A 17988-nucleotide genomic window follows, 5' to 3' on the forward strand; every position below is an offset into this window, starting at 1 on the left:
CCCGAGGCGGCAATTGGAGGGTCCGGCCACCTGTGAAGGTCGGACCCTTGCTACTTGCGCCATTTCGCCTTGATCCGGTCACAAGCCGATGAAGAGGGAACCGACGATGCCCCATCCAGCCATCGAGTGGAGGTGGGAGCGCCGCTACGGCCACGTCTGGGGTAGATCCAGCCTCGACCAGCAGGAACCTGAAACAGCAGCGGAAACCACCAGCCGCGGCCAGTTGGGACTTGCGCCTGCGCGTTGACGTAGATCTGCATGGCCTCGGTCTTGATCCGCTTGCGTGCTCAATCATGGCGTCTGCCGTGATGCCGGCTACCTGCGCCTGACTGAGCGACGGGCAGAAAACGCCAGACGTGCGAGGACGCAGCACGGCGAAGAACTTCGCGCGATCCATTGACTTCTCCGACTTTCAATCAGCGATGGCAGCACGTACCGCTATTGGCGTACGTGTCATCTATGGCCGGTTGTGCTCTTATGAGCACGGCCCAAATTCGGCCGACGAGACCATTGTGCCGACTATAGCCAGGTCGCTGCAACGCGACTGCCTCGGCTCTCTCGAAATAGCTTGGCCGTGAGCAGATACCGGCCCGCAATCAACTCAAGCAACATCAAACTGGAGGGTTATTTGTATGCGTACGTACGAACCATCTGAGTTTATTTCGCAGTTGGCTGCCAACGAGCTCGTTGAGCCATTTGACTTAACGCTTTATGGGCTCGTCAAAGTCGATGAAAAGGACAGCTCTGTTTTGTATTTTTCACCTGCGCGCTCCTGCGAGCAATGGATATCAGTTCCCGTTTCCTTGATCTCGTCCGTATCACATATCCGCAATGTGAAATGCAAAGATCACCAGCATCCACTTGCAAAGATTACGCTCGCTGAACCCGACAAAGATAATGCCCAGGCGGTTCTTTTCATGCAGCTATTTGCTCAGGCCAAAGCGTCCGCGCCCACAAGAGGAATGGCAAAGTCGAGTGCAATGACTCGCCGGGGATGCGAAATCCTCGAATTCGACGACGTGCCGTATCTTTGCTGTGACGGAGAATGTTGGATCCTGCTGTAGAACGAGTTGACTGGGGCGCCTCGCGAGGCACGTCCATAGATTACATCGGCTAATGGCCTCCGGCGATACCGGCCTGACACCCCCGGCAACTCTAGCAGGAAATCGGCCACGTTCGGCTCTTCGCGCACACCTGGACCTTCGCCAACTCAGAATACGCGCACGGCCAAACTCCGTCCCGCCAACGAAGGCTCGCGCCTACGCCGCCCGCGCCGAGACCGTTGAGGTGGCATACGATGCCAATGTTACGTCGTCGTTGCGGAACCTGGCGCCTTCGAAGGGCTGAACAGCAGCGAGGCTATTCGTGACGTAAAAATCGGATTGGGCGGCAACGGACTGACTGCAAAGGTCGATGCTGTTCTTGACAGGCAGAAGGTCGTCGCCGCGTCGTGAGCCCTCTCACGCCCGCGCGCCTGTTGTTATGACGGCGGCCCCGCACTTCAACAATTCATTCGCCAACATGCCGTTTGTCATTTTCGTCAGTCAGCAAGAGGATGCGAAACCCCAGATCACTATGATCGAGCCGCAGCCCGTCCTCCGGGCACGGTGCGTGAAGGGCCTCTCGACGCAATATGAGACCCTGAGCCTAATATGCGCAGCTGATCTTCAAGCATGACATGAGATTTTCACCGGGCGTCACGATCCTGCTGCGGCCGGCGGCACGAACACTCGCGCCGACATTGTGTGCTCCTCCGTCATCACCAGACCTCCGACGATTGCGGCCATCGCGATGAGTATGATGATCAAGGGAAATGCAATTCCGGAAGGTTTGTCTTCGTTGTAAATCATTCATAATCCTCCAGTGGCCCGACGACGCGAAAAAACGCCGCCGGGAACTGCCTGCTAGACCTCAATGACGTAGACGATCGTGAGCGCATCTGGATCGACGATGACGATCCGGCCATCCGCAAGGATGAAGAAGCGATAGCCTTGGTACGCCGGTACGATCTTCACAATTCGCGGGGGCAGCCGTTGGAGATGGACCTTCCTGGGAATTCTGGTTCCGACCGACACCATGAAGTCGACCTCCGTCACCGGCGCGACATGAACTTCCTTGATCACCTGGCGGATCTCGGTCTTCTGCTCGACCGTGACGTTCACGTTGGTCTTGGTGCTGGTCGTGTCGCTGTTCGTCGTCGTATTGTTGTTGACGTTGATCTCGGTCGATTTCTTGTTGGTCGTTGGTCTGTTCTGATCGGTGGGCTGTTTGGCGGCATCGCCACTCGTGCCGGACGTCTTGGAATCCTGCGTTGCGTTCCCCGTGCCTGCCGCAGCGTCGCTGCTGCCAGGCTTGGCCTTCTGCTCGGCGGCGGTGCCGCCGGAGGCGTTTTTCTCACCAGTCTTGGACTTCGTTTCAGTCGAAGATTTACCGGATGCCTTTCCACTGGTGGAGGAATTGTCGTTTGTTTGCTGCGTCGTGCTCTTCTGCATGTCGGAACCTTCGCCGCTCTTTTGCTGCGAAGACTGGCCCTTACCTTGTGAACATGCGCCCGAAGCATCGGGGGTGCAGTCGCCGGTGGCACTGGTGCCGGACTGCGACTGGTCGACCTGGGCGCCTGATGTGGTGTCGGTCGAGCTGGTGCCGGTCTGTGTCTCGGATTGCGATCCCCCTTGGGTTTTAGTGCTGTTCTGGGCCGCCGCAGGTATGGTCGCAAGCGGCGAGACGCTGAGGGAAAGGGCCGCCAGGAGCACGGCAAGATGATTGTGTTTCATGGTGTTTTCCACCTCTTGGGCACTACATGGCATTCCGCGTCTTCGACGCGGCGCATGTGTGCCCTTTGTTTGAGGAATGACGGCGGTCGCCGTCTGCTATTCAGACGATGAGGCCGTTACTGAATGAGCTGGATGACTTTGCGCGACGAAGGTTCAACGATCACGCGCTCGTCGTTGACAATCGCATAGGCGTAATCCGGGTCGTCCGGAATCGGCGTTACCACGACGGTTTCCGGAAGGGGCTGGCCAACCACGATCTTGTCCTTGACGACGACCCGCGTTGTCGGCGCCGGAGCCTTCTGTACGAAGGTGATCACCTTCTCCGGTGCCACTGCCGACTGCGCAAAAGCTCCGCTCGAGGCTATGACCACAGCGGATGCAATTCCTACCATTTTGAGATTCATGAGGTTTTCCTCCTTTGACAGCGGACAATCCCGCTGGGGGATCAACCGCCAACAAAGGCCCCTGTTCCAGCTCCCGGACTTCAGTCCCAGACACCGCAGGACCAAAGTCCGAGATGCGGCAAATCCCGATTACTGAGATGAAAAGCGGCTCAGCATCAGATCGGGCCAGCAGCCTGGAGCAGATTTCCGCAACGCGCCGAACCCACGTTGCGACTGATTTCCATTTGCAATGGACTTTTTGCAAGTCATTCTTATTACTACATAAAATCATTCTCCAGCTGATTGACATTACGTCGCCCCCTTTCTAGATCCGTCCAATGGACGTCAGTCATCGCCTCGTTCGCGTCCTGGCGTCGGCGCATTTCAAATGCATGACTTGATATGAAGCATGAAGCTTCTGTGGCTTGGATCATTGCATGATGCGCCGAAATCCAAGCAGGGAAAAACCATGGATCGCTCGCTCAAAATCGCGTTGGGAAGTCTCGCTGTCAGCCTGTCTGTGCTTGCGATCAAATATGCTGCGTATTCGATGACGGGCAGCGTTGCGCTGTTTTCGGACGCACTTGAAAGTATAATCAACGTGGTGACGGCGCTGGCCGTCATCGTTGCCGTAAAGATCGCATCGCGGCCCCCGGATGAGCAGCATCCCTACGGCCACCACAAGGCGGAGTACCTTTCAGCGGTTATTGTCGGCGCGATGATCGTCGGCGCGGCAGTCGCGATACTTCATGAAGCCTACAACGGGTTCCTCGCACCCAAAGTTATCGAAGCGCCGATGACCGGTATTGCCGTGAGCGGCGTCGCGACGCTAATCAACATCGGTTGGAGCTATATTCTCATTCGTCAAGGCAGGCTCTATCGGTCAGCATCGCTGGTTGCCGACGGCAAGCATCTCCTTGCCGATGTCGTGACCTCCGTCGGCGTCCTGGTCGGAGTCGTCCTCGTGGTTTTCACGGGTATTGTCGTGTTGGACGCTGGAATCGCTGCCTTGGTTGCCCTGCATGTCTTGTGGAGCGGCTGGGGCGTAATCCGGGAGAGCGCGAGTGGACTGCTCGATGAGGCCGCCCCGGCCGAAGAAATCGCTCTGATAAAATCGATCATCTCTCAAAACGCGACGGATGCCATTGAGGCGCACGCTCTCAGAACGCGGCATGCTGGCGTGGCAACGTTCATCGATTTCCATTTGGTTGTCTCCGCTGAGATGACGGTCGGCATCGCCCACGGCATCTGCGACCGCGTTGAGGCGGCACTCAAGAAAGCAATCGAAGGCGCGATCATAAACATACATGTCGAGCCGGAGAGCAAGGCGAAGCACACGGGTATCGTAGTCATCTGATACTCGACGGGAGGGGCTGTTTCGTAGGGGCACCCTGCCCGGCTGCTTGCGGACACCCTGTCAGGGCCATGGCGGAGGCGCTGGACACGCGCCGAACGCCAATTGTCTCACAGCATATGCTGCCGTTCGAAATCTTCACCGCAGCCAATATCTGATGGCTAAACAATCTGCGATTAACGCGTTTCGGATTCCAATGGGCCCGAAGGTTAATCCCCCCGAGGAACGACACGCCTTGAGATCCACCCAGACCCCGAGCCAACGTCTGTCTAAGCGATCGCCGGCCGATTCTGGTCGCAGCCTATGGTCCGCGTTCCGCCGCAGTCATTGCACTCAGCGCTGGGTCCGCTCAACTGCCAGTGAAGCTCCCACCACCAGGGCGCGCAGACCCAAGTAGTCAGGCACGGCCGGCCGGTTCTGGAGGGTCGCACTGTTGGTGTGGGTAATAACAACAACAGAGGCACCAGCAGCCTCCGCGGCATGTATCCCCGCGTCAGCATCCTCGAAGACCAGGCATCGCGTGGGAGAAACGGAAAGAAGTTCGGCGCCGGCAAGAAACGGGTCGGGCTTCGGTTTTCCTCGACTTACATTCTCAGCGGCAATGATGGCCTTCGGTTGCGGCAAGCCGGCGGCTGCAATACGCCTCAATGCGAGCTCCTTCGGAGCAGAGGTCACCACCGCCCATTTCCCACCTGGAAGCGATGTCAGGAACTCGAGCGCTCCGGGGATCGGAACAACGCCGTCGAGATCCGCGAGCTCGCGTTCTGTGATTTCAGCGGCAGCCCTTTCCGGATCAATTCCCGAAGCCCTCAAGTCAGCCATCGTGTCCTCCACCCGCCGACCATGATAGGGCGGCGTCGGAATTCCGTTGTCCCTTGCCCAGCCTCCCCAGACGCGCTCCGACGCAGCGCTGGAATCGAGGATCGTTCCGTCCATGTCGAACAGAAACGCGTCAAAGGATTGGGTTTCGAGCGGACTATACGATAGCATTCTTTCTTCTTCTGCCTGATGGACGAGTAATTGAAAGGAATGTGCCGTTGAGGCGCGGTTCCCATTGACGTGCGCGGACTGGAGTGTTGGGCGTTGCCGTTGCCGGCGCCGCGCTATTCACGGGACGGTGACGCCTGCTCGGATCCCTTTGTCAGACGCCTGGACCGCATAGTGCTGATCGTCCAAACCGTCAATGACCAAGGCGCTTTAAAGGCCCTCAAACTCGGTGGCAGAGCTCGGCAGATCTTGGCGAGACACTTGTTGCGACGCCATTTCGTCGATGAACGTATCGGCACGCCGCGTGTCCGCAGGTCGCAGTTGACACTAAAATTACATCCGTTATTCTGGATATATGGAATCAAAAGTGGCAATCGCGGCGCTTGCCGCCCTGGCGCAGACGACAAGGCTAGAAACCTTCCGCTTGCTTGTGAAGTCCGAGCCGGACGGCATTCCGGCCGGGGAACTGGCGCGAATGATGGATGTCCCCCAGAACACCATGTCCGCCCATCTTGCGACCCTTTCGAGGGCGGGCATCGTCAAGAGCGAGCGACGCAGCAGGTCCATCATCTACCGGGCGGACCTGGAAGGTTTCCGCAAACTCACGCTCTTTCTGCTCAAGGACTGCTGCGGCGGAAACGCCGAGCTGTGCGCACCGCTGATCGCCGACCTCACACCCTGCTGTTTGCCGGAGACCGGGCCGTGCGTGAACTGAAACTCGATCCGATCAGTGTTTCCGACGAGCTGACGACCGGTCTTGCGGCAGCTGGGCTACCGATCGACGACATCGGCGAACCGGGGCGATCATACTTCCGGCTCGCTGACACCGAGAACCAGATCGTTGGCTACTCCGGGATCGAAGCGGCCTCGCGCGATGCTTTTCTCCTGCGGTCTATGGTGATCCTACCGGCATTCAGGTCACAGGGATATGGCCGCCGCCTCGCGGTAATGACGATCGCGCGAACGCCAAACGGATCCGCTGTCTATCTCGCGACCACCAACGCTGCACGGTTTTTCGAGCACCTCGGCTTTGTGGCTGTTGACCGCGATCAAGTTCCCCAAGCGATCCTTTCCACCCGCCAGCTCTCGGGGCTCTGTCCCGCGTCGGCAACGATCATGAAACTGACCAGGCGGCCTGCGACCTAACCACGGAACACGACTATGACCGACAAGACTTACAACGTGCTCTTCCTGTGCACGGGCAATTCCGCACGCTCAATCCTCGCTGAGTCCATCCTCAACAAGGAAGGCGCTGGTCGCTTCAGGGCATTCTCCGCCGGCAGCCAGCCCAAGGGAAAGGTGAACCCGCACGCACTCAAGGAGCTGGACGCCCTCGGCTATCCCTCGACGGGTTTCTCATCGAAAAGCTGGGACGTCTTCGCTAAACCCGGAGCGCCCGAGATGGACTTCATCGTCACCGTCTGCGACAGCGCCGCTGGAGAAGCCTGCCCTGTCTGGATCGGCCACCCGATGACCGCGCACTGGGGTGTCGAGGACCCTGCCGCCGTGATGGGAAGTGAGGTCGACATCCAGCGCGCCTTTGCGCAGGCCGCTCGCTTCCTCAAGAACCGCATTACCGCCTTCATCAGCCTGCCTTTGGGTTCCATCGACCGCATGGCGCTCGAACAGCATGTCCGGCAGATTGGCTCGCTCGAAGGCGCGTCCGTCAAATCCGCAAAGGCTGAGTGATATGTCCACCTTTGAACGATATCTGACCGTCTGGGTCTTCCTCTGCATCGTGGTTGGAATCGCGCTCGGCCATGTCATGCCTGGCGTGTTCCATGGCATCGGCGCGGCCGAAGTCGCCAAGGTGAACATCCCGGTCGCCGTGCTGATCTGGCTGATGGTCATCCCGATGCTGCTGAAGATCGATTTCGGTTCCCTGGCGAAGGTCGGCAGCTATTGGCGCGGGATCGGCGTCACCCTCTTCGTCAACTGGGCCGTCAAGCCATTCTCGATGGCACTTCTCGGCTGGCTGTTCGTCGGATGGCTTTTCCGCCCACTGCTCCCGGCCGACCAGATCGACTCATACATTGCTGGTCTGATCATTCTGGCGGCCGCGCCGTGCACCGCCATGGTGTTCGTGTGGTCGAACCTCACGAAGGGCGAGCCCCACTTTACCCTGTCACAGGTCGCCCTCAATGACGCCATCATGATCGTCGCTTTCGCACCGATCGTCGGACTGCTATTGGGCCTCTCGGCGATCACGGTCCCCTGGGATACTCTGGCGATATCAGTGGTCCTCTATATCCTCATCCCGGTCGCCATCTCCCAGGTCGTTCGTAAGCGCCTGACTGCCGATGGCACGACGCGATCCCTGGACAGTTTGCTGGCAAGGCTGCAACCCCTTTCGCTTCTCTCCCTCCTTGCCACCTTGGTCCTGCTCTTCGGGTTCCAGGGCGAGCAAATCATCGCGCAGCCCGCCGTCATCGGCTTGCTGGCGGTGCCGATCCTGATCCAGGTCTACTTCAACTCCGGACTGGCCTACCTGATGAACCGGATATCGGGCGAACAGCATTGCGTCGCCGGTCCGTCTGCGCTCATCGGAGCCAGCAATTTCTTCGAGCTTGCGGTCGCGGCCGCCATCAGCCTGTTCGGCTTCCAGTCCGGAGCCGCGCTCGCGACTGTTGTCGGGGTCCTCATCGAGGTCCCCGTGATGTTGTCGGTGGTCTGGATCGTGAACCGCACCAAGGGCTGGTACGAGGCCTCACCCGCCGTATCCCGAAACACCATCACAGAAAGGACATGACCATGGACGTCACGATCTACCACAATCCCGCATGCGGGACGTCGCGGAACACGCTTGAGATGATCCGCAATGCGGGCATCGAGCCGAGTGTAATCGAATACCTCAAGACGCCGCCGTCACGAGCCGAACTGGTGAAAATGATCGCAGATGCGGGCCTCACCGTGCGTCAGGCGATCCGCGAGAAAGGAACGCCCTACGAAGAACTTGGTCTCGACAATCCTTCGTTGACCGACGACCAATTGCTCGACGCCATGCTCAAGGACCCGATCCTGATCAACCGTCCGTTCGTCGTCACGCCGCTCGGCACGAGGTTGAGCCGGCCGTCTGAAGCTGTGCTCGATATCCTGCCGGACACCCAAAAAGGTGCCTTCACCAAGGAAGACGGCGAGAAGGTTCTCGACGAGAAGGGAAAGCGCGTTGTCTGAGGAATTTCCCGCTCTCGAGGAGCGGCACCTGCGCCAGCCTGACCTCGAAGCGCTCCGCCCGCGGTTCTCGACACACAAGCCGCGCATCCTGATCCTCTATGGCTCGCTTAGGGAGGTTTCCTACAGCAGGTTTCTCGCTCACGAGGCGCGCCGTCTGCTGGAGCGACTGGGATGCGAGGTTCGGGTGTTCGATCCCAAGGGCCTCCCCCTGCCAGATGAAGCTCCGGTCAGCCATCCCAAGGTGCAGGAACTTCGTGAACTTTCCGAATGGTCCGAAGGCCAGGTATGGGTCAGCCCCGAGCGCCATGGCGCGATGACTGGCGTCATAAAGTCCCAGATCGACTGGATTCCCCTTGCCGTCGGGTCGGTGCGGCCAACGCAGGGAAAGACGCTCGCGGTAATGCAGGTATCTGGCGGCTCGCAGTCATTCAATGCCGTCGGCCAGCTTCGCATCCTTGGCCGCTGGATGCGGATGATCACGATCCCCAATCAGTCTTCTGTCGCCAAGGCATATCAGGAGTTCGACACCGACGGACGGATGAAGCCGTCGTCCTACTACGACCGTGTCGTCGATGTCTGCGAGGAACTGGTGAAGTTCACATTGCTGACCCGCGACGCCACGTCCTACCTCACCGACCGCTACAGCGAGCGGAAGGAAGACGCTGCCAAGCTCGAACAGAGAGTGCAGTTGAAGTCGATCTGACGGCTACCTGTGCCGCCAGACCTTCACGGCGGAAAGAAGCAGGATCACAGCGAGCGCGGGCAGAAGAACCGCGTTCGGAACGATCCCCAGCAGCAAGCCGCCGATGAACGTGCCGACGATCGATCCCGCCGCCATGACCATCACGAACATTTTGTTGCGTCCCAGTACCGAAAAGCTCTGATCACGGCTGTATCGCGTGAAGCCAACGAGCATTGTCGGCAGGCTGACGGAGAGCGACAGCGATCCGGCCAGCTTGATGTCCGCACCGAACAAAAGCACGAGCGTCGGGATCAGCAGTTCGCCGCCCGCTACTCCGAGAAGGGACGCCACGAGACCGATCACGAAGCCTGCAACGACGCCCGCGGCTAGCTGGGCACCACCCGTTAGAAGCGGCTCGCCTGCAGTGGCATTGTGACCGACGATCAGGATCAGAGCGATGGCGACCAGAAGCGCGGCGATGATCTTGTAGAGGGTCTCGGACTTGAGGCGCGTCGCCCATCCGGCCCCGAACCATGCGCCCGCCAAGCTTCCGGCCAGCAGATTTACCAGGATCGGCCAGTGGGAGCCGATTTCGCTGAACGGTACCGTCGCCGCGCGGAACGGAAGCGCCGACGCCACGACAACCAGGCTCATCGCCTTGTTGAGGATGACGGCCTCCAGGGCCGCGAAGTTGAAAGCTCCGATCAGAAGAGGAAGCCTGAACTCCGCCCCTCCGAGTCCAATTAGACCGCCAAGTGCGCCGATTGCCGCCCCACCCGTGAAGGCAGCCGGTTTGCTACGGGATGATGGCACATCGGCAGGAGCGTCCATCTTCATTATGTCTCGAGAAAAATTACGATGAAAACCCTTATGCTTACAGGCAAGATACCCTGCAAGTGATGTTTCACGAAACAGGTTCCATTGGCCGAGGGCGCAGGTGAAGGTAGCGTTGATTGGTCCTGGACAGGCGTATCGCTGACCTGCAATGGTTGCATTGTCTGCGCCCAGGAACGACAGCGTTCATTGGTCACCGTCACCTCGTTGCTCCCTCGTCCTTATACTTTGCGCCAGTCACCAGGTTGAAGAGGTTGTCGATCGCGCTAGATGCCGCCACGCGGACCAAGGCCTGTTGCTGTGGCGACGTCGCGACACGTGGAACCTGGCACAACGAAATCTGAGGAGGGTTCAATGCCGAGCATGCGCTGTGTTGAAGTAAAAGCCGCAAATCAATCATTGCAAATGGTCGAACGCGAGATTCCGACCCCGACCGCTGGCCAGGTCTTGATCAGGGTTCTGGCATGCGGAGTATGGCCTCAGGGTGTGGCTACCATGGTGTGATCCTCCTGTTTCCGTCACAAGGAAGCTCATGAGGATTCAATCAGTTCCGGGAAGCTGAGCTACTCACTCATGTAGCGAGATGAGGAGACCTAGAGAACATTCGCCAGACTGTTTTCGGGGAGTCCGGCGCGCGCGCCCGAAAAAGACAGGGAGCGAAGGTCCGGCTTGCTATTGCTTCGCCAGCTTTACCTTCAAGGCCTCGATCTTCGGGGTGATCGTGTCGCCGCTGGACAGCTTCGGCGTGAACTTCGTCCAGCTTCCGCCCTTGCTCGGCTCCGCGCGGTATAGAACCTTCGGCTTCGCGGTATCGCGCGCCCAGAGCTGACATTCGTCGGAATGGTTCGTTCCCCATGCTCCGGCCCACTGATCCGAGACACAAAGCTTCCCGTCCGCTGTCGACCAAGTGCCTGCGGCATGGGATGGTCCGTTTCCCGTATAGCCCAGCATCTTGCCGTCGGCGCCAAGGTACCAGGAGATCGGTTCTTTCTCGCCCTTGTGGCCTTTCTCGGTGAAACTATATGTCTTCCCGGAGAACATTTCCTTGATCTCGGCCGCTGGAATTGGCGCGGCGCCTTTGGGCGCGGCCTGAGCGAGGACCATGGTGGGAACGGCAGCAAGCACTGCCAAGGCAATGATCGGTCTCATGATAACCTCCAGTTGTCAGCAGAACCAAAATCGCGTTCGACCTGGACCGAAAAACGGCGCCACAATGCGCGCGCAACGGCCACAGCTCGAACGGGCCAGCTCGGGCATTCCTGTCCAAATCGGTGGCCGGACACCTTCTAGCGAAGTCCCTCATCAACGCCGGAAGGACACCCCTCCGGCCACCACAGTGCAGGCTATCAAAAGCTGGGTTGGCGCGCATATATCATTTGATAGACGAACGCTTCAGTCGCCGCACTTGGCGAGACCGAAAATCAGCCGAGCGAGCTCAGCCTGCCGCTTCGAACCCGTCTTGTCGAAGACCGAGTGAAGCTGGGTTCGTATCGTACCCACGGAGACTTGGCGGGCCTTCGCCACTTCGTCGACGCTCTTGCCGAGGCCGATCTCGCGGGCGACGGACGCTTCCGCAGGAGTGAGGTCGTAGAGGCCAGCAAGAATGCCTTCGTCGACCGTTGCATCCTTCGATAGGGGCGTGATGGCCAGCAGCAGATCGGCTGCATTGAAGATGTCGTTTGCGGCTCCGGCTATCGGAAGCGCGTGGACGACCATTGCATGCTGATCCTCCTGTGCGGCGATCGGGAAGGAGCCGCCGTATTTGGTGACGCCCGCTTCGAGCAGCGACTCCCAGCGGGCGTCGGCTGTCTTCTGGTCGATGACCAGCCGATGTCGACAGTCGCGCATGGTACTCGGAATCAGGCGTTGGAAGCTCTGATTGGCTACGACCAGCCGACCGTTCTTGAGGGCACCAGCCCAAATGCCAAGCGCTTCCATTGCGTCGACCGTCGACTTGATCTGCTCGAACTTCAGCCGCGACGCAAGGAGAGCGGCGCGAGCGAGGTGTGGCCTTATCTCCGTCAGCGATGCGGTAACCGTGCTCGGGAGCGGGCCTTCCTCGAAACTGCGATGGATCGAGAGCTTGATGATATCTCCGGAAGGTGAAGTTATGCCCGTTCCGGCATGCCAGAAGCATCCATGCGGTCGCATGAAGCCCTGATAGTACTCGCTCGCCATCATTTCCTCGTAGGTCATGATGTCCGTGTCCATCAGGAATCGCGGTTCAGAGAACCTGCGGGTTCGCTCCTCGCTCAGGAGATATGGGTTCTTTGAGCCCCAGTTCTCTGCGATGTAGACCTTCATCTTCGGAACGGCGGAGTCGTTCCCGATCCAACGGAAATCACCGTCCGGCGAGACGCCCATCAGAACGCCGTCGTGGGCATGGCTGCGGCGTGCCAGTTGATCGAGCAGTCCGCGACCCTTCCACAGCTCGGGAATGACTGCTGCTTCGTATATCGATGCGATGAAATCGTGGTCCATCGGCGCCTCCGGTGCGACATTATCACAACGGTCAGCGCCCGGAAGCAACATGGTCGACGAGCAACAACCTTCGACGGAGGCAGCCTTCCGGCATGTGTGGCTTCAACGTGCTTGATACGGCCATCAGCTCGCCGAAAGCGGTCGTCGTCTGTCGTCATGGCCCTCGACCTACAGGCAATCGCCGCCGTGCGTCGCCGGATGCAGCGGACGGCACGTAAAGACACCCCTTTGAGTGCATTGTACGATCTCGCCTGCACAAGGACGGTCCTCACTAGTGTATCCACTATCTGCTTCCGGAAATGAAAAGGACGACGTGCAATATCGCCTTACCGGGGTTGAAGATCGCCTATTTCTTGACGGCTACTATTTCGAGCTCTACACCCGCTTCAACATTCCAAAGTCTGGGACCAAGGTGGTCAACCAGCGCTATCCTCGGTTCAATCGTCAATGAAGTTTCGTCAACTTGGCGCCTCGCCGCTCAGACTGTCAGAAATCGGCTATGGCGCCAGCCGCATTGGTGACCTCGGCAGTGTTCTGGATTGCGAGGCTGTTCTGGAGGCGGTCTGGGATTGCGGGATCCGCTATTTTGACACAGCTCCCGGATACGGGCTGGGGCTTTCCGAACGGCGGCTCGGCGACTTCCTCAGAGCGCAGGAACGGTCGTCCTACGTCCTGTCCACCAAGGTCGGCAAGATCCTGACGCCGGTCGGCGGGCGTCCTTCGAATGTGATGCCTTTCGACATCGCGTACGACTACTCCTACGAAGGCGTGATGCGCTCCTTCGAGTTCAGCATGGCCAGGTTGGGATTGTCATCAATCGACATTCTATTGGCTGATGATCTCGAGGCCCCTACCCTTGGTCGCGCGGACTATCGACGGCACCTTGCCAAGTTCCTTGAAAGTGGTGTCAAGGCGCTGGACGAACTAAAGGAGAATGGAGACATTGCCGCCTTCGGCATCGGCGTGAACGATGTCGGCGTATGCCTTGACGTAATGCAGAGGGCCAAGCTCGACTGCATCATGCTCACGGGCCGCTACACGTTGATCGATCGGACCGCCGGAACTCGTCTCTTGGGACTGTGCCAGCGAACAGCAACGCCCCTGATCGTTGCAGGGATTCTGAACGGGGGAACGCTTCTTGAGGAGAATGCAGAGCGTGACGTCTCGGATCCTCTGGCGCCTTTTGCGAAGACAGCGCAGGAAATTGCCCGGCAGTCAGGCGTCAACTTGGCAAGCGCCGCCCTGCAATTTCCTCTTGCGAATTCATCAGTCGCTTCCGCTTTGCTTGGAACCACCGATGCCCAACGTATCAAGGGCTTGGTGGCGGCGATCAAGGAGCCGATCCCTGATCACGTCTGGTCAAGATTCAATTCTGTGGCCCTCAACTAGGGAGGCCGGCGTCCAACACTCTGGATGCTTGTGGCGAATGGCCGCAATCGCGGTTCTCATAGATCCGCGACATTCAATTGATTTAATTGCGTTCTTTTACGTTCCTCGCTTGAAATATCGAATTGTCATAACGCTCACCGAGCTTTTCGCAGCTAGCTGGAACTTTTCCCGCCGCCATCAGTTTTCCCCACCGTAGCGAATCCCAACACGCTACAAGGATCAATGCATCGCCCAAATGCTGGTCCAACAGTAGGCCCGGCGGGACCCCCTCCCTGCCGGGCTTTCGCTTTCTCATCACAGGGAACTTAAAGCACGCTCAGCAGTTTTGGGAATGCGATGACCATCCAACCGGTCAGCTCAAGCTGGAATCCAGTCCCAACTCGTGACCAGCCCAATGAAAGGCTCGGCGAATGATGTGCCGGGCCTTTTTATTTCAGATGCGTTCCGGGGCGTCGGGATCTTGCGCTTTGGGCTCTTCACGTCGCGTTCCTAAGGTCTTCGGCAATTTGGAGCGTTACCAATCAAGCGTATGTTTCTTCTGGCCACGGCCCTGGCTTCAGTCACTGCCCTTGCCGTCAGTCGCAGTGCAGTGCCACAAAAGAGTTTGCACGCAATGGTGCCGTGTGATGAGTTCCAGGCTGCGGATAGCGTGCCCATCGAAATTGAGAAGATCGAAGGCAAGCATGAAGACATAGCCGGTATGCAGCTTTCCCTCCGCGACCACCTCGTGAGATCTGTAGTTTAATCGAAGTGGGGTGCCCGGTTACTGGCCCCATGCGCTGAAATATAGGCACAAGGGTGCCCGGTTGGTGGTGGGGCATCTCTCGTGGTGAGCATCCTTTGCAAACCTGGGTCACGGCCGCGGGCACTTGCAAATGAGGGTCGAACCGCGCACCGAACATGACGGGTCTTTCACAGGTGTCCACTGCGATAGTTCTGTAGAAAATGTGGCTTTCAGGAAGTCCTGAATTTCATCCTGAACAGGACTGACGTCGCGTGGAATGCTGAAGCAATTCCTCCCAATTTGACCGGATGTGAAGCCCAGATGGTCAAACGTGGTCCAGCCTCCGGCCTTTTGGAGAAGGGTGTCTCCCTTAAACGCTGGCGAAAGGACAGCGGTTTCAATCTTCCTCAACCTGGCGGGATCCTCGTTGCAAAACCAGTTCGGATTGTCTTCCTCCCAACTCTCCACAGTGCAATTGGCCCCGGCGTATACGCTCGCAATGGTATTGCCCGATGCATCGGCCTCGTTCACATCAATTATCCTAAGTAGATCCGGCCAGGTGGCCTCCAAGCCCGTATCGAAAACTCGCACCATCTTGAGCGTCCCGTTGCGAAACTCTCCCTTAAGATCAATTCCATCGGCGGCCAACTCGTCAACGATGGAAAGAAAATCTGGGCGTGGAAGCCCGTTAACTGAAAGGAGGCTTATGTTCTCTTTCACCCCGCGGATATGTTCGAACTTTTTAGTCCTGAGCGCCCTTATGATCCGGAGCGTAGATTCAGCACCGCGCCTTTTGACTCCCGCGACAGCGACAGCATAGGCACCCGAGGAACGACCGGCGAAATAGTCCCATCCCTCTTGGTTCGCGCCATTCTCCATCAGCAGGTCAATCAAACGATCATCAGCCTGCGTCAGCAAAGCTTCCTTTAAAAAGCTCCGCTTGAACCGCCCGTCAGCATATCCATTTCCGTCAACCTTCCCACGACGTAAGATCGTGCGAGCGACAAGAAAATCATTCTTCCCGATGGCCGCCATCAAAGCGCGACCATCGTCGGTAACAGGATCTGCGACTGCAAGCTTTGGCAATCCGCAATCAAGAAAGAACGCCAAAGCGACTGCGATGAAATGCGGCCATCGTCGCGTGATATGTCGACGAGCGACAATCATGTCCCACCTTGAACTAGCCTCTTTCCCGGCTGTAGCCTGCTCGGCTGTAGACTGCCTCTATGGAAACCGCTGCGGGATTGATTGGGTTCTGGATTGTGCGGACGAATCTACATCAAGGCTACGCCGTAGGAAATGCTACAAAACTCCGCGTTCGCCGGCCCGGGTGACGCCGGAGGCTGAGCCACCCGTTCCCGAGGCATAACGGCGCCCCTCTCATCTACTATCCCATCATCATTTCCGACAAACCGCGCGAGCCGGATATTCCGCGCGTCGGGTTTTGCAGCCGTCTGGATTAAACCCGGGTCGACCGCGGCCAATGTCCAGCAAACTGCGGTCATGGAACCAACAACAGGATCATTCGCTCCAGCGGATGGAACGGCAAGACTTCCAGCCTGTCGTCTCATTTTGAAACTGTAAGCTGCCAAGGGCCCCGCTTGGTCTTCATCCGGCGGGGCACCTATTTCATCCGCGCTAATGGAAAAAACCGACGCCCCGTTGTTGATCACATGAAGCGGCAGCTTCTCTTTTCCCCGCTGTCTCTCTTTCATTGTCTAATTGATCTCCTGCCCCGCTTGTGCCCAGGCAGGGTCTTTTTCGACCTCAGTCAAAAAAGATAAGTGCCGTCGAGGTGCGGTTGCCCATTGATATGCGGGCTGGAGTATTGGGCGCGCTGCCGTCGTGGGGCCTCACGATGACACCTGCTCGGAACCTTTTCTCAGATGCTTGGACCGCATCGTGCTGATCGTCTTACCCGCACCTTAAGGAGGTAACGTGGACGCAATACTCCAGCCTTTCACTCAGCGGCAATGACGTTTCGGGCCGATTGCTGTCACGGCGTAATACGCCACAAGCGGTCATGCCGAGGCCATTCTGATGCTACGCTGCGCTTTCATATTAGGAGGCGCGCCCTATGCGAAAACGAACCTCTGCCCGACTACTGGTTATCGACGAGTTCGAATACCAACCGCCTTTCGCGTGTCAGCCCGCGTTCGATGGTGACAATTGACCCGATCCCGCAAGAAGTGATCCGTGCCCGGCAAGCTTGCGAGATACGAACTCGGTGAAGAGCCGCACACGCTTCGTCTTGCGTGTCTCACCTTGCGTGAGAAGCCAGACCGTGCCGTACATGTGCAGATCAGTCCCTGGCACCCTCGCCAGCGATGGATCGGCATCCCCGACGAAGCAAGGCAGCGTCGTCATCCCCAGACCCTGCCGTACCGCGACGATCTGCGCCTCGGCATCCGTGACCCTAAACGGCACGCCTTCGGTATGTATTCCGACATGGCGAACCCAGTCCGGGATTCCATGAGCACTGATGACGATCCAGCGGTTTGGATCCGGCGCGCCAGTTCTCCATGCGGGTAGCAGATCGCGAGAAATGTAGATTCCGCCGAACACATCTGGCCCTTTTAGGCCGTGAAGGTTGGGCGGCAGGGTCTTACGATCATAGACGACGCGGATCGCGACGTCGGCGTCTCGGTTTGTCAGGTTCGCCAGGTCGCCGGATGACATTATGTCCATCTCAATGTCAGGATGCAATCGCGCGAAATCGGCGAAGTCCGGCATGAGGAGATGTGTTGCGAGGGTAGGAGCCAATGTCACCCGCAAAAGCCCGCGCACGCTTTGGTCGCGGCCGAGGACGCGTGTCTCCAACTGATGCGACGACGCTTCCATCTGCTCCGCGAGTTCGCGCACCTCCTCCCCTGCAGCCGTCACGTGATAGCCGGAAGGCAGCTTCTCGAACATCTGCGCTCCTAGGTGCTCCTCTAGCTGGGCAATGCGGCGCAGGACGGTCGAATGGTTCACTCCGAGAACCAGGGCGGCCGCCAGGACCGATCCAGAGCGCGCGACGGCAAGAAAATAGCGAACGTCATCCCAGTCGATCATGGTGCAATCCGGCACCGCAGTGGTGCGCCTTCGAGGCCAATCAATGAAGCATACTAGCTTCGCGTTCACGAATTTCAAATCAGCGCGACAAGTTGAGCGGATCGTTTTCGCACCACCCTTGTGCGCGCTTCCGCACTGAACGCCGGGGGCCG

19 protein-coding genes are annotated in these 17988 nt (G+C 58.5%); 10 read left to right on the top strand and 9 right to left on the bottom strand.

Going from position 1 to position 17988, the window contains the following annotated elements; genetic code table 11:
* Positions 1-106: 106 nt before the first annotated feature.
* The gene (locus RHIBUN_RS36370; RefSeq protein ID WP_156932690.1) at positions 107-247 is read left to right on the top strand and encodes a hypothetical protein; all 141 of its coding nucleotides are present in this window, start codon (positions 107-109) and stop codon (positions 245-247) included.
* 385 nt (positions 248-632) lie between these two features.
* Positions 633-1064 carry a hypothetical protein gene (locus RHIBUN_RS0110830; protein ID WP_025659582.1) on the top strand — a complete coding sequence of 144 codons (432 nt, stop codon included), beginning with the start codon at positions 633-635 and terminating at the stop codon, positions 1062-1064.
* Positions 1065-1697: 633 nt separating this feature from the next.
* Here the strand turns inward: RHIBUN_RS0110830 and RHIBUN_RS36805 are convergent.
* From RHIBUN_RS36805 to RHIBUN_RS0110850, 3 genes are all read right to left on the bottom strand, one after another.
* Positions 1698-1850, bottom strand: coding sequence for a hypothetical protein (locus RHIBUN_RS36805; protein ID WP_198021142.1), 153 nt, complete (start codon positions 1848-1850; stop codon positions 1698-1700).
* A gap of 54 nt (positions 1851-1904) precedes the next feature.
* A complete protein-coding gene (locus RHIBUN_RS0110845; RefSeq protein ID WP_025659584.1) occupies positions 1905-2774 on the bottom strand; it encodes a DUF1236 domain-containing protein in 870 nt (289 codons plus the stop codon).
* A gap of 116 nt (positions 2775-2890) precedes the next feature.
* Entirely contained in the window at positions 2891-3178 is a 288-nt protein-coding gene (locus tag RHIBUN_RS0110850) for a DUF1236 domain-containing protein (protein ID WP_025659585.1), read from the bottom strand.
* Between the two features lie 448 nt (positions 3179-3626).
* On the opposite strand from RHIBUN_RS0110850, the gene RHIBUN_RS0110855 reads away from it, so the two are divergent.
* Positions 3627-4514 (top strand): cation diffusion facilitator family transporter, encoded by an 888-nt coding sequence (locus RHIBUN_RS0110855; RefSeq protein ID WP_025659586.1) that lies wholly within the window; start codon positions 3627-3629, stop codon positions 4512-4514.
* A 330-nt stretch (positions 4515-4844) separates the two neighbouring features.
* Here RHIBUN_RS0110855 and RHIBUN_RS0110865 read toward each other — a convergent pair whose 3' ends face one another.
* On the bottom strand, positions 4845-5501 hold the full coding sequence (locus tag RHIBUN_RS0110865; RefSeq protein ID WP_025659587.1) for an HAD-IA family hydrolase: 657 nt from the start codon (positions 5499-5501) through the stop codon (positions 4845-4847).
* Positions 5502-5853: 352 nt separating this feature from the next.
* Here RHIBUN_RS0110865 and RHIBUN_RS0110870 point away from each other — a divergent pair, with 352 nt between their 5' ends.
* Genes RHIBUN_RS0110870 through arsH form a run of 6 tightly spaced genes read left to right on the top strand, consistent with a single transcriptional unit; the run spans position 5854 to position 9375 of the window.
* Complete coding sequence (locus RHIBUN_RS0110870) at positions 5854-6213, top strand: metalloregulator ArsR/SmtB family transcription factor (protein WP_025659588.1); 360 nt, start codon at positions 5854-5856, stop codon at positions 6211-6213.
* The gene (arsN2, locus tag RHIBUN_RS0110875) at positions 6201-6644 is read left to right on the top strand and encodes an arsenic resistance N-acetyltransferase ArsN2 (protein WP_025659589.1); all 444 of its coding nucleotides are present in this window, start codon (positions 6201-6203) and stop codon (positions 6642-6644) included. The genes RHIBUN_RS0110870 and arsN2 overlap by 13 nt, the downstream gene beginning before the upstream one ends.
* Positions 6645-6659: 15 nt before the next feature.
* Positions 6660-7187: an arsenate reductase ArsC gene (locus RHIBUN_RS0110880; protein ID WP_025659590.1), complete on the top strand. Its 528-nt coding sequence runs from the start codon at positions 6660-6662 to the stop codon at positions 7185-7187.
* A 1-nt stretch (position 7188) separates the two neighbouring features.
* The gene (gene arsB, locus RHIBUN_RS0110885) at positions 7189-8247 is read left to right on the top strand and encodes an ACR3 family arsenite efflux transporter (protein ID WP_025659591.1); all 1059 of its coding nucleotides are present in this window, start codon (positions 7189-7191) and stop codon (positions 8245-8247) included.
* A complete protein-coding gene (arsC, locus tag RHIBUN_RS0110890; RefSeq protein WP_198021143.1) occupies positions 8244-8672 on the top strand; it encodes an arsenate reductase (glutaredoxin) in 429 nt (142 codons plus the stop codon). Before arsB ends, arsC begins: the two co-directional genes overlap by 4 nt.
* Positions 8665-9375, top strand: a complete 711-nt coding sequence (arsH, locus tag RHIBUN_RS0110895) for an arsenical resistance protein ArsH (RefSeq protein WP_025659593.1) — start codon at positions 8665-8667, stop codon at positions 9373-9375. Before arsC ends, arsH begins: the two co-directional genes overlap by 8 nt.
* A gap of 3 nt (positions 9376-9378) precedes the next feature.
* Here the strand turns inward: arsH and RHIBUN_RS0110900 are convergent, their stop codons facing one another.
* The 3 genes from RHIBUN_RS0110900 to RHIBUN_RS0110910 all read right to left on the bottom strand — a co-directional run bounded on the left by RHIBUN_RS0110900 (position 9379) and on the right by RHIBUN_RS0110910 (position 12669).
* Positions 9379-10191, bottom strand: coding sequence for a sulfite exporter TauE/SafE family protein (locus tag RHIBUN_RS0110900; protein ID WP_156932691.1), 813 nt, complete (start codon positions 10189-10191; stop codon positions 9379-9381).
* Between the two features lie 669 nt (positions 10192-10860).
* The gene (locus tag RHIBUN_RS0110905; protein WP_025659595.1) at positions 10861-11337 is read right to left on the bottom strand and encodes a DUF995 domain-containing protein; all 477 of its coding nucleotides are present in this window, start codon (positions 11335-11337) and stop codon (positions 10861-10863) included.
* Positions 11338-11580: 243 nt separating this feature from the next.
* Positions 11581-12669, bottom strand: coding sequence for a helix-turn-helix transcriptional regulator (locus tag RHIBUN_RS0110910; RefSeq protein WP_025659596.1), 1089 nt, complete (start codon positions 12667-12669; stop codon positions 11581-11583).
* Between the two features lie 447 nt (positions 12670-13116).
* Here RHIBUN_RS0110910 and RHIBUN_RS0110920 point away from each other — a divergent pair, with 447 nt between their 5' ends.
* The gene (locus tag RHIBUN_RS0110920) at positions 13117-14058 is read left to right on the top strand and encodes an aldo/keto reductase (protein WP_025659597.1); all 942 of its coding nucleotides are present in this window, start codon (positions 13117-13119) and stop codon (positions 14056-14058) included.
* Between the two features lie 853 nt (positions 14059-14911).
* On the opposite strand, the gene RHIBUN_RS0110930 is transcribed toward RHIBUN_RS0110920, so the two are convergent.
* Positions 14912-15949, bottom strand: coding sequence for a hypothetical protein (locus RHIBUN_RS0110930; protein WP_025659599.1), 1038 nt, complete (start codon positions 15947-15949; stop codon positions 14912-14914).
* Positions 15950-16927: 978 nt separating this feature from the next.
* Positions 16928-17836: a LysR family transcriptional regulator gene (locus RHIBUN_RS0110940; RefSeq protein ID WP_025659601.1), complete on the bottom strand. Its 909-nt coding sequence runs from the start codon at positions 17834-17836 to the stop codon at positions 16928-16930.
* Between the last annotated feature and the right edge of the window lie 152 nt (positions 17837-17988).

Source organism: Rhizobium sp. IBUN, assembly GCF_000510625.1.
GTDB classification, from domain to species: Bacteria; Pseudomonadota; Alphaproteobacteria; order Rhizobiales; family Rhizobiaceae; genus Rhizobium; species Rhizobium altiplani.

Coding starts and splice junctions, on each gene's coding strand:
- RHIBUN_RS0110920 (WP_025659597.1), top strand. CDS start 13,117: ATGAAGTTTCGTCAACTTGGCGCCTCGCCGCTCAGACTGTCAGAAATC.
- RHIBUN_RS0110930 (WP_025659599.1), bottom strand. CDS start 15,949: ATGATTGTCGCTCGTCGACATATCACGCGACGATGGCCGCATTTCATC.
- RHIBUN_RS0110850 (WP_025659585.1), bottom strand. CDS start 3,178: ATGAATCTCAAAATGGTAGGAATTGCATCCGCTGTGGTCATAGCCTCG.
- RHIBUN_RS0110870 (WP_025659588.1), top strand. CDS start 5,854: ATGGAATCAAAAGTGGCAATCGCGGCGCTTGCCGCCCTGGCGCAGACG.
- RHIBUN_RS36370 (WP_156932690.1), top strand. CDS start 107: ATGCCCCATCCAGCCATCGAGTGGAGGTGGGAGCGCCGCTACGGCCAC.
- RHIBUN_RS0110845 (WP_025659584.1), bottom strand. CDS start 2,774: ATGAAACACAATCATCTTGCCGTGCTCCTGGCGGCCCTTTCCCTCAGC.
- RHIBUN_RS0110940 (WP_025659601.1), bottom strand. CDS start 17,836: ATGATCGACTGGGATGACGTTCGCTATTTTCTTGCCGTCGCGCGCTCT.
- arsB (WP_025659591.1), top strand. CDS start 7,189: ATGTCCACCTTTGAACGATATCTGACCGTCTGGGTCTTCCTCTGCATC.
- arsC (WP_198021143.1), top strand. CDS start 8,244: ATGACCATGGACGTCACGATCTACCACAATCCCGCATGCGGGACGTCG.
- RHIBUN_RS36805 (WP_198021142.1), bottom strand. CDS start 1,850: ATGATTTACAACGAAGACAAACCTTCCGGAATTGCATTTCCCTTGATC.
- RHIBUN_RS0110865 (WP_025659587.1), bottom strand. CDS start 5,501: ATGCTATCGTATAGTCCGCTCGAAACCCAATCCTTTGACGCGTTTCTG.
- RHIBUN_RS0110910 (WP_025659596.1), bottom strand. CDS start 12,669: ATGGACCACGATTTCATCGCATCGATATACGAAGCAGCAGTCATTCCC.
- RHIBUN_RS0110855 (WP_025659586.1), top strand. CDS start 3,627: ATGGATCGCTCGCTCAAAATCGCGTTGGGAAGTCTCGCTGTCAGCCTG.
- RHIBUN_RS0110905 (WP_025659595.1), bottom strand. CDS start 11,337: ATGAGACCGATCATTGCCTTGGCAGTGCTTGCTGCCGTTCCCACCATG.
- RHIBUN_RS0110830 (WP_025659582.1), top strand. CDS start 633: ATGCGTACGTACGAACCATCTGAGTTTATTTCGCAGTTGGCTGCCAAC.
- RHIBUN_RS0110900 (WP_156932691.1), bottom strand. CDS start 10,191: ATGAAGATGGACGCTCCTGCCGATGTGCCATCATCCCGTAGCAAACCG.
- RHIBUN_RS0110880 (WP_025659590.1), top strand. CDS start 6,660: ATGACCGACAAGACTTACAACGTGCTCTTCCTGTGCACGGGCAATTCC.